This is a genomic window from Actinophytocola sp. (genome assembly GCF_009379765.1).
Taxonomy (GTDB): domain Bacteria; phylum Actinomycetota; class Actinomycetes; order Mycobacteriales; family Pseudonocardiaceae; genus Actinophytocola.
In genome coordinates, this window is the sequence record NZ_WHTD01000020.1 from 56,891 (window position 1) to 73,058 (window position 16,168).

Here is a 16,168-nt window from a genome sequence, read left to right on the forward strand (position 1 = left end):
CAGTCTATTCAGTACCCGGCGACGCAATGGTGGGCGCGGCATCGGCCACCTCATCATGTGACAACCACAACCAAGGGGCGCCGGTGGCCGATGCCGGATTGTCCACCGACGCCGAGCTGTGGCAGCGTGCCGCCGGCGGCGACCGCGCCGCGTTCGGCAAGCTGTTCGAGCGGCACGTCGAGGCGATGGGATTCGTGATCCAGATGGCTTCTGGCTAGGCGGCGGAAGGCCGCGCATACCGGGTTGTATTCGGGCCTTCCGACAACGCGGCCAGGGGGCAGCTGGGCGCGAATACCACGATCCAAGATCCGCGAGACATGGCCTAGATGAGCTCCAGCGGATCGAGGCGGACCCGGATCGGGTCCGGCTCCTTGCGTGCCGTCCGGACGTGCTGCGCGGTGGTCAGCGCCGCCGCCAGCGCCCGGCCCTCCGCCCGCGACGACCGCACGAGAGCCCGCTCCTTCTCGCCGTCCTGACCGAGCGGCACCGGTCCCAGCACCTCGCCGGACGCCGGCAGCTCGAGCTCCTCCAGGAACACCGCGAGGGCATTGGCCGGCCCGTCGACCGACGCCATCCGCACCGCGGGCGGGAAGCCGAGCTCTGGCGGGCGGCGAGCTCCTGGCGGGCGTGCCACACCGGGTCCCACCGGACGAGCGCCTGCACCGGGCCCAGCGCCGACTCGGCCAGCACCACCACCCGCCCGCCGTCGCGCGCGGACCGGACCAGCGCGGCGGCCAGCATCCACCGGCGCAGCGCCTCCTCCGAGGCACGCAGGTCGGCGCGGCCGAGCAGCGCCCAGCCGTCGAGCAGCAGCGCCGCCCCGTAGCCGCCGGCCGCCACCGGCTCCGCGCCCGGCGTCGCCACCACCAGCGCGGGCCGGCTCTCGACCTGGGACAGCACCTCGTTCGCCCCGGAGCCGAGCACCGGCACGTCGGCGAACGCGCGGCCCAGCTCCTCGGCCGTCCGCTTGGCGCCGACCACGATCGCCCGCAGCCGGCGCGACCCGCAGGTGCCGCACTTGAACGCGGTGTCCGGCGCGCCGCACCAGCGGCAGGTCGGCGGTCGCGGGTCCTCGCCCGGCCGGCCCGGCGGCAGCCCGAGCGGGCCCGCGCAACGCCGGCACCGCGCGGGGGTGCGGCACTGCTGGCACGCGAGCGCCGGCACGTACCCGCCGCGCGGCACCTGCACCAGCACCGGCCGCCCGTCGGCGAGTGCGGCGCGGGCCGCGTCGAACGCCACCGACGGGATCCGCGCCGCCCGCGCCGCCGGGTCCCTGGCGAGCTGCAGGTCGGTCTCGCCGAGCGAGACGATCCGCGGCGCGGCCGCCCGCAGCTCCTCGCGCGAGGCCACGATCTCCGGCGCCCAGCCGGACTCGACGAGCAGCTGTGCCTCGGCGGTGCGGGCGAACCCGGCCACGACCACCGACGCGCCCACCGCGTGCGCCCGCTGGATCAGGACGTCCCGCACGTGCGGGTAGGGCGCGTGCGGGTCGGCGTGCAGGTCGTCGCCGTCGTCCCAGACCACGAACACGCCCGGCCGGTGCACGGGCGCGAACACGCTCGCCCGGGTGCCGACGACGATCCGGGCGCGGCCGCGCAGTACCGACAGCCACCGCCGGTACCGCTTGGCCGGCCCGGCGTCGGCGGACAGCGCCACGACCGCGTCCTCGCCCGCGAGCGCCACGCACGCCGCGTGCAGCCGTGCAACGTCCCGGTAGTCGGGTACCACCAGCACCGCGCCCCGCTCGCCGGCCGCCGCGGTGACCGCCAGCTCGGCCAGCCGCACCGGCCAGTCCTCGCCGGGCAGCGCCTGCCACACCGCGTGCGCCTGCCGCCCGGCCCGGACCGCATCCAGGAACGCGGGCCCGCGCGGGTACCGGCGCCACCCCTCGGTGTTCGGCGCCGGGGGCACCGGTGCGGGCTCCGGCGGCTCCTCGGCCTCGACCTTGGCGTGCCGCGGCGGGATGGCCAGCCGCAGCACGTCGGTCATCATGCCGGCGTAGCGGTCGGCCACGGCCCGGGCGAGCGCGGCGATCTCGGGGGCGAGCACCGGCTCCGCGGACACGACCTTGGTGAGGAAGCCGAGCCGGCCGGTGAACTCCGACTCCGCGACGCGCTCGGCGAGGAAGCCGTCGACCTGCTGGCCGGCGAACCGGACCCGCACGCGGCAGCCGGGTACGGCGACGTCGTCGAGCTGCTCGGGCACCAGGTAGTCGAACGGCCGGTCCAGGTGCGCGAGCGGGACGTCGACCAGCACCCGAGCGACCGGGCGCGAGGCCGCCGGCCGCTGCTCCCCCTTGCGCGCGGTCATGCGCGGTGTTTATCACGGGGCGCCGACGTGCGCCGCGTCAGACCAGCCAAGTCCCGTCGCGCATGAGGAGGCGGCCGTCGAGCTCGTTGGACTCCCGCCACGCCTGGACCCGCCGCGGGTGGACGCGGTAGGCGTAGGGCGTGGTGAGCGTCCGCGGGTCGAACCCGGTGCGGTCGGCGAAGGCGTCGCCGAGGTCGGCCGGCACCTCGTTCTCGAGCCGGTCGAGCGCGTCGTGCTTGCGCTGGTCCCTGGCGCGGGCGGGCGGCGCGCTCATCCCTGGATGAGCCCGATGACGTTGCCGTCGGCGTCCTTCACCGAGCCGACGAGCCTGCCACCGCCGACGTCCTTGATGTCGTCGTTGGGCGTGGCGCTCGCGTCGAGCAGCGCCTGGCGGGTGGCCTTGATGTCGTCCACGTGCAGGTAGGTGATCGGCCCGGTCATGCCCTTCTTGTGCCCGTTCGGGTCGAGCCCGATGTCCTGCCCGGCGACCTTGTAGCCGACGTAGTAGGGCTGGTCCATCTCCGGCTCGACCCCCAACAACGCGCCGAAGACCGCCTTCGCCTTCTCGAGGTCGCTCACCGGGTAGATGATCGTCTTGTAGCCGTCGCTCATGGGTCCTCCATACTCGTTCGTGCTCGTCACATCGACGGGAACCCGTCGGTCAGTTACCTGACAGACCACGTTGAAGGATTGTGACCGATGGTTGCGGAAAACTGGCTGACCTCGCAGTTCGAGGCGCATCGCGCGCATCTGCGGGCCGTGGCATACCGGATGCTCGGCTCGCACGCCGAGGCGGACGACGCCATGCAGGAGGCGTGGCTGCGGGTCAGCCGCGCGGACACCAGCGACGTCGTCAACCCCGGTGGCTGGCTGACGACGGTCGTGGGGCGGGTGTGCCTCACCATGCTCCAGTCGCGCAAGTCGCGGCGCGAGGAGCCGCTCGAGGTGGTCCCCGAGCGCGCGACGGCGGCCGGTCCGGAGCAGGAGGCGGAGCTGGCCGACTCGGTCGGGCTGGCGCTGCTCGTCGTGCTGGACCAGCTGGCGCCGGCCGAGCGGCTGGCGTTCGTGCTGCACGACCTGTTCGCGGTGCCGTTCGACCAGATCGCACCGATCGTCGACCGGACCCCCGCCGCCGCACGGCAGCTCGCGAGCCGGGCGCGGCGGCGGATGCAGGGCGCCGATACGGCGCCGGACGTCTCCCGTCAGCGCGAGGTGGTCGAGGCATTTCTCGCAGCGTCGCGCGACGGGGACTTCGCCGGGCTGCTCGCCCTGCTGGATCCGGACATCGTGCTCCGCGCGGACGCGGCCACGGTCCAGACGGGCGCGACGGCCGAGGTCCGGGGCGCCGATGCCGTGGCGGAGACCTTCTCCGGCCGGGCCCGGGCCGCGCGCCCTGCTCTGATCGACGGCGAGCCCGGGGCCGTGTGGTCGGTCCGCGGGACTCCGCGCGTCGTGTTCGCGTTCACGATCGCGGACGGTCGGATCGTCGCGATCGAGATGCTCTCCGATCCCGAGATGCTGGCGGAGCTGGAGATCACCCGGTGACGGCCACGTGCCCCGCGCCCCACACGGACGCGGCGATCGCGAGCGGCCAGATGAGCAGCAGCGGGAGGAACCCGAAGCCCGCGACGAGCAGGAGCCCGGCCGTCAGCGCGGTGGCGACGAGCCCCGCGTTGGCGGAGACGTAGCAGATCCCGACCGGTCCGAACAGGACACTGAGGACGAAGGCCAGCCCGACCGACTTCTGCCGCGGCTCCTCGATCGGGTAGCGCCCGGGACCGACCGTCTCGGTCGGCGATCCGTGGTACCAGCCGCCGGAGACCAGTGCCGGGTGTGGCGGGATGACGGCCGGCGCCGTGGAGAAGGACTTGGCGGACCAGTTCGCCGGCGGGATCAGTGTCGAGCGCATCATGGCCGTCCCCTCAACTTCTGTATTTCGTCTGTACCGACCATGCTCGGTCCTGCGGCGGCCGGGTATTGTGTCATTTGGTACTTCCACGTCAGCTCGGGCTGGGGAGGCCCGTTGAACGGCCATAGTGGCAAGCGCAGAGCGTGGCACCGGCTCACCGCGGCGGAGCGCACGGCGCTGACCGAGTCCGGCTACGTGCACACCTGGAGCCCCGGCGAGATCCTTGCCATGCAGGGAAGCCCACCCAGCAGCATGTTCGTGATCCTCCGCGGCTGGGTGAAGATCACCGCCACCAACTACCGGGGCGACGACGCTCCGCTGGCGGCCCGCGGCCCGGCCGAGATAGTCGGCGAGCTGTCCCCGATCACCGGAATCCCGCGCACGGCGACGATCCACGCCATCGACGAGGTGCAGGCCCTCGTGATCCCCCGGGAGCGGCTGATGGCCGTGCTCCGGCGCCGCCCCAGAATCTCCCTGGAGCTGTTCCGCACCGCGGCGATTCGTCAACAGCAGTCCGACCGCATGCGCCTGGAGTCAGGGGGCGCCGACTTCCCCCAGCGGCTGGCCGCGGTCCTGCTGGAGCTCGCCCTCCAGTACGACCCCGACTGGGAGGCCGCCACGGCGGTGGACCTGAACGTCACCCAGGACGACCTGGCGAGCTATGCGCGGGTGTCCCGCAGCACGTTGATCCGAGGCCTGGACGAGCTCAAGCGACAGGGCGTGGTCCGGACCGCGCGCCACCGCATCACGGTGCTTCGCCCGGACCTCCTGCGCGACCTCGCCGCCGGCACCCCGACATCGGACGCGTCCTGACCCACGGGCCCGGCAACAGGAATACCTCAGCGGCGGTAGTAGGCCGCGTACATCGCGGCCAGCTCCGCCCGTTGGTCCACACTGGACTCTTCGCGGATCGTGCGGTTCAGGCCGGCCGGGAAGCCGTGCTTCACGACGCGGCGCTCACACGCGTCCTCCATGAAGCTCAGCGAGAAGTACAGCGACAGGAGGTAGCCGAGGGCCACCATCGACAGGCGCAGGGAAAGCGGCCCGGGGACCAGCAGCGCCAGCCACCATCCGGCGAACATGACCTGCACGCGGGCGAGGTGGCGGAAGACCCACGTGCCGCAGGTCAGGTCGTACAAGACCCACTCGTGGTACGCGGTCGGCAGCGTGCCGCCGACCGCGTACCACAGCCAGTGGAGCGGGCCCGGCCGCCGGCGCATCAGGCCCCTGCGAGGGCCTTCAGCGCGTCGGCGCGGTCCGTACGCTCCCACGGGAGGTCCAGCTCCGGCCGGCCGAAGTGGCCGTACGCCGCCGTCTGGGCGTAGATCGGGCGCAGCAGGTCGAGGTCGCGGATGATCGCGGCCGGGCGGAGGTCGAAGACCTGGCCGATCGCCTGCTGGATCTTGGTCGGGTCGACGGTCTCGGTGCCGAACGTCTCGACGAACAGGCCTACCGGGGCGGCCTTGCCGATCGCGTACGCGATCTGGACCTCGATGCGGGTCGCGAGACCGGCGGCGACCGCGTTCTTGGCCACCCAGCGCATGGCGTACGCGGCCGAGCGGTCGACCTTCGACGGGTCCTTGCCGGAGAACGCGCCACCACCGTGCCGGGCCATGCCGCCGTAGGAGTCGACGATGATCTTGCGGCCGGTGAGGCCGGCGTCACCCATGGGGCCGCCGACGACGAAGCGGCCGGTCGGGTTGACCAGCAGCCGGACCTTGTCGGTGTCGAGGTCGAGCTGAGCCAGCTCCGGCTTCACGACCTGCTCGAGCACGTCGACGGTGAGCAGCTTCTCCAGGTCGACGCCGTCCGCGTGCTGGGACGAGACGACGACCGTGTCGAGGCGGACCGGCTGGTCGCCCGCGTACTCGATGGTGACCTGCGTCTTGCCGTCCGGCCGCAGGTACGGCAGCGTGCCGTTCTTGCGGACCTCGGTGAGCCGCTGGGCCAGCCGGTGCGCCAGCGCGATCGGCAGCGGCATCAGCTCCGGCGTGTCGGTGCACGCGTAGCCGAACATGAGGCCCTGGTCGCCGGCACCCTGCTTGGCGATCTCGTCCTCTTCGTTCTCGACCCGCGACTCGTAGGCGGTGTCCACGCCCTGCGCGATGTCCGGCGACTGCGCGCCGATCGCGATGTTGACACCGCAGGAGTTGCCGTCGAAGCCCTTGGCCGACGAGTCGTAGCCGATCTTCAGGATGGTGTCGCGCACCAGGCTCGGGATGTCCGCGTAGGCCTCGGTGGTCACCTCACCCGCGACGTGCACCTGGCCGGTGGTGATCATGGTCTCCACGGCGACCCGCGATCGCGGGTCCTTGGACAGCAGCGCGTCCAGGATCGAGTCGCTGATCGCGTCACAGATCTTGTCGGGGTGCCCTTCGGTCACCGACTCGCTGGTAAACAGCCTGCTTGCGGACTCCGTCACGACGTACCTACCCAATTCCTCGCCAGTAGTTGCGTAAAAGCGTACTGATTGGCCCTGGAGAACCCATCACGAGTGGATGAGCGCCACTACCGCGTCCCATATGTCGGACGCCATGTGCGACTTGCTACCGAGCGCGACGGCCCGTTCCGCACCGTCGGCGGACAGTAGCCATCCCGCGTTGTCCTCCACCTCGAAGGCCATGCCCTCGCCGACCGCGTTGACCACGAGCAGGTCGCAGCCCTTGCGCTTCAGCTTGGCCCGCGCGTGCTCGAGCACATCGCCCGCGCTGTCGCCCGTCTCGGCCGCGAAGCCCACGATGACCTGGCCGGCCGACCGCTTCCGGACGAGCTCCGCCAGCACGTCCGGGTTGCGGGTCAGCGCGACCGGGGCGGGGTCGCGGTCGGTCTTCTTGATCTTGTACTCGGCCCGGTCGGTGGGCCGGAAGTCGGCGACCGCGGCGGCCATCACGATGACGTCGGCGCCCACGGCGGCCTTGTGCATCGCGTCGCGGAGCTCCTCGGCCGTGCCGACGCGCACGACCTCGGCGCCGGCGGGCTCGGACAGCGCCACGGTGTGCGCCGACACGAGCGTCACCAGGGCACCGCGCTGCACGGCGGTGCGGGCCAGCGCGTAGCCCTGCTTGCCGGACGAGCGGTTGCCCAGGTAGCGAACGGGGTCGAGCGGCTCGCGGGTGCCGCCCGCGGACACGACGATCCGCACGCCCTCCAGGTCGCGCGGCAGCGCGCCCGGCCTGCCGAGCAGCAACCGGGCCAGGTCGACGATCTCGGCCGGGTCGGCCAGCCGACCCTTGCCGGTGTCGACGCCGGTGAGCCGACCGCTGGCCGGCTCGGCGACCACCACGCCGCGATGGCGCAGCGTGGCGACGTTGTCCCTGGTGGCGGGGTGCTCCCACATCTCGGTGTGCATCGCGGGCGTCATCAGCACCGGGCACCGGGCGGTGAGCAGGGTGTTGGTCAGCAGGTCGTCGGCGAGCCCGTGCGCGGCCTTGGCCAGCAGGTCCGCCGTGGCGGGCACGACGAGGACCAGGTCGGCCGACCGGCCGATGCGCACGTGCGGCACCTCGGACACGTCGGCGAACACCTCGGTGTGCACCGGGTTGCCCGACAGCGCCTCGAAGGTGGCGGCACCGACGAACCGCAAGGCGGCCTCCGTCGGCACGACCCGGACGTCGTGTCCGGACTCGGTCAGCCGGCGGAGGACCTCACAGGCCTTGTATGCCGCGATCCCGCCCCCCACACCGAGCACGACGCGCGGACGGCGATCAGGATCGGTCACTCGCCCTCCCGCAAAATCAGCCGCGATCCCGACTCCGCCGTCAGACCGAGCACGACGCGCGGACGGCGATCAGGATCGGTCACTCGCCCTCGGTGTGCTCGAGCAGGCCGGCGTGGATCTCGCGGAGCGCGATCGACAGCGGCTTCTCGCGCGGCCCCGGCTCCACCAGCGGACCGACGTACTCGAGCAGGCCCTCGCCGAGCTGCGCGTAGTAGTCGTTGATCTGCCGGGCGCGCTTGGCCGCGTAGATCACCAGGGCGTACTTGGAGCTGACCTTCTCGAGCAGGTCGTCGATCGGGGGGTTGGTGATGCCTTCGAGCTGCGGGCTCGTCGGGTCACCCAGTGCGCCCAACTCGGTGGGAGTGATCACTCGTTGATGCTCCAAATTCTCCGTCGGTGCAGCTCGCTACTATCTGCTGACCTCTAGGTTAGCAACTCACGGCGATGCTCCCGCTCACACCCAAAGCGGCGAGCCCGCTCGCAACTAGGAAGAACTGTGAACCGACTCCCCCACGTCGCCATCAGCGGAGAACTCGGCAGCGGAAAGAGTTCGGTCGCCAGGCGCTTGGCTCAGCTGTACTCGATGCGCTTCGTCAGCACTGGTGACATACAGCGGTCCATGGCCAAGTCGCTGAACCTGTCTACCCTCGAGACGAACTGGCTGGCCGAGCGGGACGACATGATCGACTCGCAGGTAGACCAGGTCACAAGAGACCTCGGCGCGTCCGCCGAGCCGATCGTGTTCGACTCCAGGATGGCCTGGCGGATGGTGCCAAAGTCCTTCAAGGTCCATCTGATCGTCGATCCCACGGTGTCCGCAGTGCGCCTGCACCAGACCAGGTCCTCGCCGACCGAGCAGTACGAGTCCAGGAACCACGCGAGAGACCTGGCCGAGGAGCGGTACCAGAGCGAGCAGCGCCGCTTCCTGTCCACCTATGGCGTCGACGTGTTCCAGCTGCGGAACTACGACCTTGTCATCGACACGTCCACCGCGCCGATCGAGCTGGTCACCGACACGGTCCGCCTGCAGCTCGAAGCCGTCATCGCCGAGAGCGACGCCAGCGCCCGACGACCCCGACTGTTTGTGCAGCCGCGCCGGATCTTGCCGGATTCCGCAGACTGGGCCAAGGAGAGCCCTTCGGCGGACACGCCCCAGGTAGCGTACTCGCGGCCGACGTTCTGCAGTATCAGCGGACACAGCGGCGTGCTCGGCGCGATAGCTCGGGATGAGTCGCTAATCGAGGTCGACCTCGTGGCCGAGGGCGCCGAGCCGCTGCACAGCGGTGGCCCCACTGTGCGGCAGTACGTCGACCAGCTGGCGTTCGCGGCGTGGACGAGCCGCTGGAACGAGGAGTACGGACTACACCATCCCCCGGTGGGACCATCGGTCGGCGGTTGATCAATCAGACATCGATCAGCCAACGGGTGGTCGGAGCCAAGTCGAACGAGGTCTCCGACGCGGCAACGACCCCGCCGCGCACGATCTCGTCCGCGCTCGCGAAGTACACGTCACCCCCCGCCGTAGTGTCGTCCCCGAACCTTCCGCAGTAGTTCAAGCTGACCGTCGGTCGGACGTAGCTCGTAGATCTCGGCGACGATCAGCTGTTGATACTGAGAACAGCTGTTGAACCGTAGTGGCAAGTGACGCAGTCCGTGGTACTTGCAGTCGAACACACCGAAAGCCTCCCGGGCGACAATTCCTGGCCGCACCAATTCTTCGTAGAACTCACGGAACGGGAACAGCTCACGGTCCTGCCGCGACTTGAACCAACGCAACAACTTGTACAGGTTGCGGCCGGGCAGTCGGAGCCGTAGATCGTTCTTGCTGCGCTGGTCGACGGTGAACCGAGTGTCCGGCAGCGCACCGAACCGCCGCAACATCTCCTGCTCGCTCAAATAGGTCTTGAACACACCGCCACCGGCTGAAACTGCGTGGTGATTCGCTGACCACGAACGAGCAATTGTACTCCATCGACGGGAATGGCAACAAGGTACGCGACCGACACGCGAACAGGACTTCGCCGGTAAATCGTACCACTCAACAACGTCGGCCAGATGAAGCCTTTTTCCAGAATGGAAAGCCTGGACGCCAAAATGGTGGCCGCAAACGTCGCCACACCGACGGTCACGGCGACCACGAACTCGTCTGTCCGATTGAGATAAGCCAACCCGATACCGGCCACGACTAGGACGAGATTTATGACGACGGTCACGGCCGCCCCCTGTTCTCAGGCGATCTCGGAGTCGCGCGGTGACCATCACGACGGCGCGAGCGCTACCCGTAGCCGCGGCCAACGCGTCAGCCAGCCCCGCTCGTTGACCCGGGCCTGCACTAGCGCGAACAATCCGGCAATCTCAGTTGAGCGACGGCATCAATGACCTCGCGACGCTCCGGCCGGCGGCCGGACGACCCCGAACTGATCGCGTGGCGGGCGGCGTCACGGCGTTCGGGCCGAGCCTGGTTGACCTCTCGGCCAAGCTGGCCTCGGCGGACTTCCGGTCGTGGTGCAACGCCCTCGGCGTCGGTCCGGGCGGTTGGCTCGCATTACCCGACTGGGCGCGCGTGAACGCGCTGATCCGGTTGCTGGCACGCGCACCCATAGCGCTCGGCCGCGAGTTCTACGCGATCACCTCAAGCGACGCGATGGTGCTGTCTGCCGGATCGAGCACGCTCGGGACGCTCAGCGCCATGCCGGAGCGGGTACGCCGGCGCTCGACCTATGTGTCGACGCTGGCGACCCGCAACTCAGCGCTCGACCCGTTCTCGACATACTTCGCCACCGCAGTCAGGGAGCTGCGGCTGTCCCACCTGCACCGAGTGGTGCCGGGCCACAACCCGGTGAGCTTTGTCATCTATGAGTCGGCGACCCCGGACCAGGTCCTCGCCACGTACGCGGGTGTCGCCACCGAGTCCGTGCCGATGCTGGATCACGTCACGCGGCCGGAGCTTGTGCTGTTGGACACCTGCGAACTCCTGGCAGGGGCCTGCAGTGTGGACCTGCACGATCTGATCGTGGCGGGGCAGGTGCCCGTGGGGCTGTCACTGGGCAACGCCGGGATCCTGACCGGTGAGGTTCGTAACCGGCTACGCGGTTACCTCGAGGACGGTCGGCTCGAGATGGTCTTCGGGAACTCGGCCGAGTACCGAATGCTGTACCCGGAGCTACCACCGGCCATGGCTTCCCTGGCCGGCTTTCGGGAGCATCCGGTGTGCCGGGACGTTCGGTTCTGTCTGCTCACCGACGGCGAGCGGGGAATGGCCGCGCACGGTTACATGGAGTTCGCTCGAGTACCCGCGAACCAGCTGCCGCCCGCTGAAATCGTGAACACGTCGGGTGCCGGCGACACGTCAGCCGAAGTGTTCGCAGCTGGCGTACTTGACGAGGTGGAACTTCCGACGCTACTGACGCGGTGCGCTGCGCTGGCGAGTCAAGTCCTGAGATTGCCAGGCAGCCGGATCGTTGGCTGATGGTGAGTTCGGCTGGCGCTGCTGGACGAGCCGCGGCTCGTCCAGCAGCGCCAGCCAGAGCACTGCTACTCGCCGCTGAACTCGGCGAGCAACGCCTTGCGCTGACGGTCACCAAGGCCGCGCAGGCGGCGGCTGGGGGCGATCTCCAGTCGCTCGATGATCTGCTGGGCACGCACCTTCCCGACGCCCGGAAGGGCCTCGAGCAGTGCGGTGACCTTCATCTTGCCCAGGACCTCGTCCTTGTCAGCTTGGGTGAGCACGTCCTTGAGGGTGGTGCCACCTCGCTTCAGGCGCTCCTTGAGCTCAGCTCGGGCGCGACGGGCGGCAGCCGCCTTCTCCAGCGCTGCGGCCCGCTGCTCCTCGGTCAGCTGGGGAAGGGCCACGATTTCCTCCGGGGGGTGGGGTGTGTCTGTGGATCGGTGCCGCGACGTTACCGAGGTCGGAGCGGTCACGACAACGCGGGTCCACCTTAGTGCGCAACGTAGCGCTCAACAGAGCATAGATCTACTGTGCGTAGCGGCCAATGCCCGGAGCTGCGGTAACCCCATCCAGGATCTTGATCATTTGGGCAAGATCCGCTACAAGGGGTGCGCGCGGCGAGTCGGCCAGCGGCGCGTTCCGTCGACGACGGACAACCGGCGTACAGCGCACCGGTATGCAAAATGCGTTCCGCATATCGCCGAGATGCCGCCGAGTCGTGACATTTCGGACGGATCGCGGAGCTATCGAGGCCGCTACAGGGGATGGGCCACGGCCAGCGAGTCGCGGACCCGCAGCGCCGCGCCGCGCAGCGCCGCCACGTCCGGGCCGTGGCGGAGGATCTCCCTCGAGGAGGACGGGAGGACGTGGCGCAGACTGTCGCCGAAGACCGTGCGCAGGTCGGCCAACGTGCCACCCTGGGCGCCGAACCCCGGGGCCAGGATCGTGCCGTTGAGCTGGGAAAGGTCCAGCTCGAGGCGGCCGACCGTCGCGCCGATCACCAGGCCGACTGGCCCGAGCGGGCTGGCGCCCGCGTTGCGCGCGGCGGCCTCGTCGACGATCTCCTGGACCACCGACGCACCGCCGCCACCGGTGGCGCGCTGCACCGACGCGCCCTCCTTGTTCGAGGTCAGCGCCAGGACGAACACGCCCCGGCCGGTCCGCGCGGCGAGGTCGAGCGCCGGGTCGAGCGAGCCGAAGCCGAGGTACGGCGAGAGCGTTACAGCGTCTGCGGCGAGCGGCGCGCCCTCCGCGAGGTAGGCCGCCGCGTAGGCGGCCATCGTGGAGCCGATGTCGCCGCGTTTCACGTCCAGCAGGACCAGCGCGCCGGCCCGCCGCGCGGCCACGATGAGCCGCTCGAGCACCGCGATCCCGGCCGAGCCATACGCCTCGAAGAACGCCGACTGCGGCTTGAGCACCGCGATGTCCCCCGCGAACGCCTCGACACACGTCGTCGCGAAGCGCTCCAGGCCCTCCGCGGACGCCGGCAGGCCCCAGTCCGCCAGCAGCGACGGGTGCGGGTCCACGCCCACACAGAGGGGCCCGCGCAGCGAGACGGCGGTAGTGACCCGCGCCCCGAACGGCGCCCTCACCGCGCACCTCCCACGGCGCGCCGACTGAACGGTCCGTTCAATCGGCCCGGGGGGCCCCCGATTTCCACGCTACCCCGGGGCACCGACGGTTTCGGCGCCCTCATCGCGTCCTCCGGAGCGTCGCCTGCAGGGACTGGAGTGACTCCACGCCGATGTCCTGCCTGATCAGGGCCTCGATGCCGTGCACGGCGGCCGCCGCGCCTTGGATCGTCGTCACGCACGGGATGTCGCGCGACACCGCCGCCGTGCGGATCTCGTAGCCGTCGACCCGAGGGCCGGGGTTGCCGTACGGCGTGTTGATCACCATGTCGACCCCGCCGGCGCGGATGATCTCCACGATGTTCGGCTCGGAGTTCCGTGGCGTCTCGAAGTGCTTGCGGACCTCCGTGCACGGGATCCCGTTGCGCCGCAACACCTCCGCGGTCCCTGCCGTCGCGAGCACCTCGAAGCCCAGGTCGGCCAGCCGCTTCACCGGGAACACCATCGCCCGCTTGTCCCGGTTGGCCACCGACACGAACACCCGCCCGGACGTCGGCAGCGACCCGTAGGACGCCGTCTGGGACTTGGCGAACGCCTTGCCGAACGACGCGTCGATGCCCATCACCTCGCCGGTCGACTTCATCTCCGGACCCAGCAGCGAGTCGACGCCGTGCCCCTCGGGCGTGCGGAACCGGTGGAACGGCAGCACCGCCTCCTTGACCGCGACCGGCGAGGTCGGCGGCAGGTCCGCCCCGTCGCCGACCTCCGGGAGCAGGCCCTCGGCACGCAGCTCGGGGATGGTCGCGCCCAGCATGATCCGCGCGGCCGCCTTCGCCAGCGGCACCGCGGTCGCCTTCGACACGAACGGCACGGTCCGCGACGCCCGCGGGTTGGCCTCCAGCACGTACAGCACGTCGTCCTTCAGCGCGTACTGCACGTTCAGCAGCCCGCGCACGCCGATGCCGTGCGCGATGGCGGCGGTCGACCGGCGGATCGCGGCGAGGTCCGTGCGGCCCAGCGTGATGGGCGGCAGCGCGCACGACGAGTCGCCGGAGTGGATGCCGGCCTCCTCGATGTGCTCCATCACGCCGCCGAGGAAGACGTCCGTCCCGTCGCACAGGGCGTCCACGTCGATCTCGATGGCGTCGTCGAGGAACCGGTCGACCAGCACCGGGTGCTCCGGCGTCACCTCGGTCGCCCGCGCGATGTAGCCGGCCAGCGAGTCCTCGTCGTAGACGATCTCCATGCCGCGCCCGCCGAGCACGTAGGACGGCCGGACCAGCACCGGGTAGCCGATCTCGTCGGCGATCCGCTTGGCGGCGGCGAACGACGTCGCCATGCCGTACCGAGGCGCCGGCAGCCCGGCGGCGGTGAGCACCTCGCCGAACGCGCCGCGCTCCTCGGCCAGGTGGATGGCCTCCGGCGGGGTGCCGACCACCGGCACGCCCGCGTCGGCGAGCCGCTGGGCGAGGCCGAGCGGGGTCTGCCCGCCCAGCTGGACGATCACCCCGGCGACGGTGCCGGAACGCCGCTCGGCGTGCACGACCTCCAGCACGTCCTCGAACGTCAGCGGCTCGAAGTACAGCCGGTCGGAGGTGTCGTAGTCGGTGGACACCGTCTCGGGGTTACAGTTGATCATGACAGTCTCGAACCCGCCGGAAGGAACAGGCGCGGTGCGCAGCGCCATCGCGGCGTGCACGCACGAGTAGTCGAACTCGATCCCCTGCCCGATCCGGTTCGGCCCCGACCCCAGGATCAGCACCTTGGGCCGGTCGCGCTGCTCGGCGACCTCCGACTCGGCGGAGGGGTCCAGCTCGTAGGCCGAGTAGTGGTAGGGCGTGTGCGCGGCGAACTCGGCGGCGCAGGTGTCGACGGTCTTGAACACCGGCCGGATGCCGAGCCGGTGGCGCAGCGTCCGCACCCCGTCCTCGCCGGCGAGCTCCGGGCGCAGCGCCGCGACCTGCCGGTCGGAGAACCCGGCCCGCTTGGCGCGCCGGAGCAGCAGCTCGTCGAGCACCGGGGCGTCGCTCACCTCGGCGCGCAGCTCGACGAGCGACGCGACCTGGTCGACGAACCACGGGTCGATCCCGGACGCCTCGCTCACCTCGGCGACGCTCACCCCGAGCCGCAGCGCGCGCTCCACCGTGTACAGCCGGCCGTCGTGCGGCACCCGCAACGCGGCCAGCAGCGCGTCGACGGTGACCGGGTCGGGGTCCGGGATGGTCCAGAAGCCGGCCGCCTTCGTCTCCATCGAACGCAGCGCCTTGCCGAGCGCCTCGACGAAGTTGCGGCCGAGCGCCATGGCCTCGCCGACCGACTTCATCGTGGTGGTGAGCGTCGGGTCCGCACCGGGGAACTTCTCGAAGGCGAACCGCGGCACCTTCACCACGACGTAGTCCAGCGTCGGCTCGAACGACGCGGGCGTCTCGCCGGTGATGTCGTTGCGGATCTCGTCGAGCGTGTAGCCGATGGCGAGCTTCGCGGCGATCTTGGCGATGGGGAACCCGGTGGCCTTGGACGCCAGCGCGCTCGACCGGGACACCCGCGGGTTCATCTCGATGACGACCAGCCGGCCGGTCCGAGGGTGCACGGCGAACTGGATGTTGCAGCCGCCGGTGTCGACCCCGACCTCGCGCAGCACGTCGATGCCGACGTCACGCATGTGCTGGTACTCACGGTCGGTGAGCGTCATCGCGGGTGCGACGGTCACCGAGTCGCCGGTGTGCACGCCCATCGGGTCGATGTTCTCGATCGAGCAGATGACCACGACGTTGTCGCTGCGGTCGCGCATCAGCTCGAGCTCGTACTCCTTCCAGCCGAGCACGCTCTACTCGATGAGCACCTCAGCTACCGGGCTCTCGGTGAGCCCGGACGAGGCCATCCGCTCGAGGTCCTCCTTGGTGTGCGCCATGCCGGAGCCGAGCCCGCCCATGGTGAACGACGGCCGGATGACCACCGGCAGACCCAGATCGTCCACCGCGGCACGAACTTCGTCCATCGAGTGGCACACCGCGCTGCGCGGGGTCTCCGCGCCGACCGCGGCGCAGATGTCCTTGAACCGCTGGCGGTCCTCTCCTCGTTGGATGGCCTCGATGTCGGCGCCGATCAGCTCGACGCCGTACTTCTCCAGGACGCCGCGCTCGTGCAGCGCGACCGCGGTGTTGAGCGCGGTCTGCCCGCCGAGCGTGGCGAGCAGCGCGTCCGGGCGCTCG

At 70.6% G+C, this 16,168-nt stretch carries 14 protein-coding genes and 3 pseudogenes; 5 read left to right on the forward strand and 12 right to left on the reverse strand.

From position 1 onward, the window contains the following. Nucleotides 1-83: 83 nt before the first annotated feature. A complete protein-coding gene (locus tag GEV28_RS08805; protein ID WP_291410502.1) occupies nt 84-218 on the forward strand; it encodes a hypothetical protein in 135 nt (44 codons plus the stop codon). A gap of 104 nt (nt 219-322) precedes the next feature. On the opposite strand, the pseudogene GEV28_RS08810 reads toward GEV28_RS08805, so the two are convergent. From GEV28_RS08810 to GEV28_RS08820, 3 genes and pseudogenes are all read right to left on the reverse strand, one after another. After that, nucleotides 323-2,310 (reverse strand): annotated as a pseudogene (locus GEV28_RS08810) (primosomal protein N'). 37 nt (nt 2,311-2,347) lie between these two features. Continuing rightward, nucleotides 2,348-2,584: a hypothetical protein gene (locus GEV28_RS08815; RefSeq protein WP_291410504.1), complete on the reverse strand. Its 237-nt coding sequence runs from the start codon at nt 2,582-2,584 to the stop codon at nt 2,348-2,350. After that, a complete protein-coding gene (locus GEV28_RS08820; protein ID WP_291410506.1) occupies nt 2,581-2,922 on the reverse strand; it encodes a VOC family protein in 342 nt (113 codons plus the stop codon). Before GEV28_RS08820 ends, GEV28_RS08815 begins: the two co-directional genes overlap by 4 nt. Before the next feature lie 87 nt (nt 2,923-3,009). On the opposite strand from GEV28_RS08820, the gene GEV28_RS08825 reads away from it, so the two are divergent. Next, complete coding sequence (locus GEV28_RS08825) at nt 3,010-3,855, forward strand: sigma-70 family RNA polymerase sigma factor (RefSeq protein ID WP_291410508.1); 846 nt, start codon at nt 3,010-3,012, stop codon at nt 3,853-3,855. Here the strand turns inward: GEV28_RS08825 and GEV28_RS08830 are convergent. Beyond that, complete coding sequence (locus GEV28_RS08830; protein ID WP_291410510.1) at nt 3,845-4,222, reverse strand: hypothetical protein; 378 nt, start codon at nt 4,220-4,222, stop codon at nt 3,845-3,847. The two genes, GEV28_RS08825 and GEV28_RS08830, sit on opposite strands and share 11 nt — an antisense overlap. Nucleotides 4,223-4,333: 111 nt before the next feature. Here GEV28_RS08830 and GEV28_RS08835 point away from each other — a divergent pair, with 111 nt between their 5' ends. Then, the gene (locus tag GEV28_RS08835) at nt 4,334-5,032 is read left to right on the forward strand and encodes a Crp/Fnr family transcriptional regulator (protein ID WP_291410513.1); all 699 of its coding nucleotides are present in this window, start codon (nt 4,334-4,336) and stop codon (nt 5,030-5,032) included. A 26-nt stretch (nt 5,033-5,058) separates the two neighbouring features. Here the strand turns inward: GEV28_RS08835 and GEV28_RS08840 are convergent, their stop codons facing one another. From GEV28_RS08840 to rpoZ, 4 genes are all read right to left on the reverse strand, one after another. Further along, complete coding sequence (locus GEV28_RS08840) at nt 5,059-5,439, reverse strand: DUF5313 family protein (RefSeq protein ID WP_291410515.1); 381 nt, start codon at nt 5,437-5,439, stop codon at nt 5,059-5,061. Continuing rightward, nucleotides 5,439-6,641, reverse strand: coding sequence for a methionine adenosyltransferase (gene metK, locus GEV28_RS08845; protein WP_291410516.1), 1,203 nt, complete (start codon nt 6,639-6,641; stop codon nt 5,439-5,441). Before metK ends, GEV28_RS08840 begins: the two co-directional genes overlap by 1 nt. Nucleotides 6,642-6,707: 66 nt before the next feature. Further along, nucleotides 6,708-7,937: a bifunctional phosphopantothenoylcysteine decarboxylase/phosphopantothenate--cysteine ligase CoaBC gene (gene coaBC, locus GEV28_RS08850; RefSeq protein WP_291410518.1), complete on the reverse strand. Its 1,230-nt coding sequence runs from the start codon at nt 7,935-7,937 to the stop codon at nt 6,708-6,710. A gap of 79 nt (nt 7,938-8,016) precedes the next feature. Next, nucleotides 8,017-8,289, reverse strand: coding sequence for a DNA-directed RNA polymerase subunit omega (gene rpoZ, locus GEV28_RS08855; protein ID WP_291410547.1), 273 nt, complete (start codon nt 8,287-8,289; stop codon nt 8,017-8,019). 144 nt (nt 8,290-8,433) lie between these two features. On the opposite strand from rpoZ, the gene GEV28_RS08860 reads away from it, so the two are divergent. Next, complete coding sequence (locus GEV28_RS08860; protein ID WP_291410520.1) at nt 8,434-9,336, forward strand: cytidylate kinase family protein; 903 nt, start codon at nt 8,434-8,436, stop codon at nt 9,334-9,336. 110 nt (nt 9,337-9,446) lie between these two features. Here the strand turns inward: GEV28_RS08860 and GEV28_RS42210 are convergent. Next, nucleotides 9,447-10,150 (reverse strand): annotated as a pseudogene (locus tag GEV28_RS42210) (hypothetical protein). Nucleotides 10,151-10,296: 146 nt separating this feature from the next. On the opposite strand from GEV28_RS42210, the gene GEV28_RS08875 reads away from it, so the two are divergent. Beyond that, nucleotides 10,297-11,406: a PfkB family carbohydrate kinase gene (locus GEV28_RS08875; RefSeq protein WP_291410527.1), complete on the forward strand. Its 1,110-nt coding sequence runs from the start codon at nt 10,297-10,299 to the stop codon at nt 11,404-11,406. 65 nt (nt 11,407-11,471) lie between these two features. On the opposite strand, the gene mihF is transcribed toward GEV28_RS08875, so the two are convergent. The 3 genes and pseudogenes from mihF to carB form a co-directional block, all read right to left on the reverse strand. After that, nucleotides 11,472-11,789 carry an integration host factor, actinobacterial type gene (gene mihF, locus GEV28_RS08880; RefSeq protein ID WP_291410529.1) on the reverse strand — a complete coding sequence of 106 codons (318 nt, stop codon included), beginning with the start codon at nt 11,787-11,789 and terminating at the stop codon, nt 11,472-11,474. Between the two features lie 351 nt (nt 11,790-12,140). Continuing rightward, the gene (gene pyrF, locus GEV28_RS08885; protein WP_291410531.1) at nt 12,141-12,977 is read right to left on the reverse strand and encodes an orotidine-5'-phosphate decarboxylase; all 837 of its coding nucleotides are present in this window, start codon (nt 12,975-12,977) and stop codon (nt 12,141-12,143) included. A 100-nt stretch (nt 12,978-13,077) separates the two neighbouring features. Then, a pseudogene (gene carB, locus GEV28_RS08890) lies at nt 13,078-16,168 on the reverse strand (carbamoyl-phosphate synthase large subunit); the annotation flags it as partial.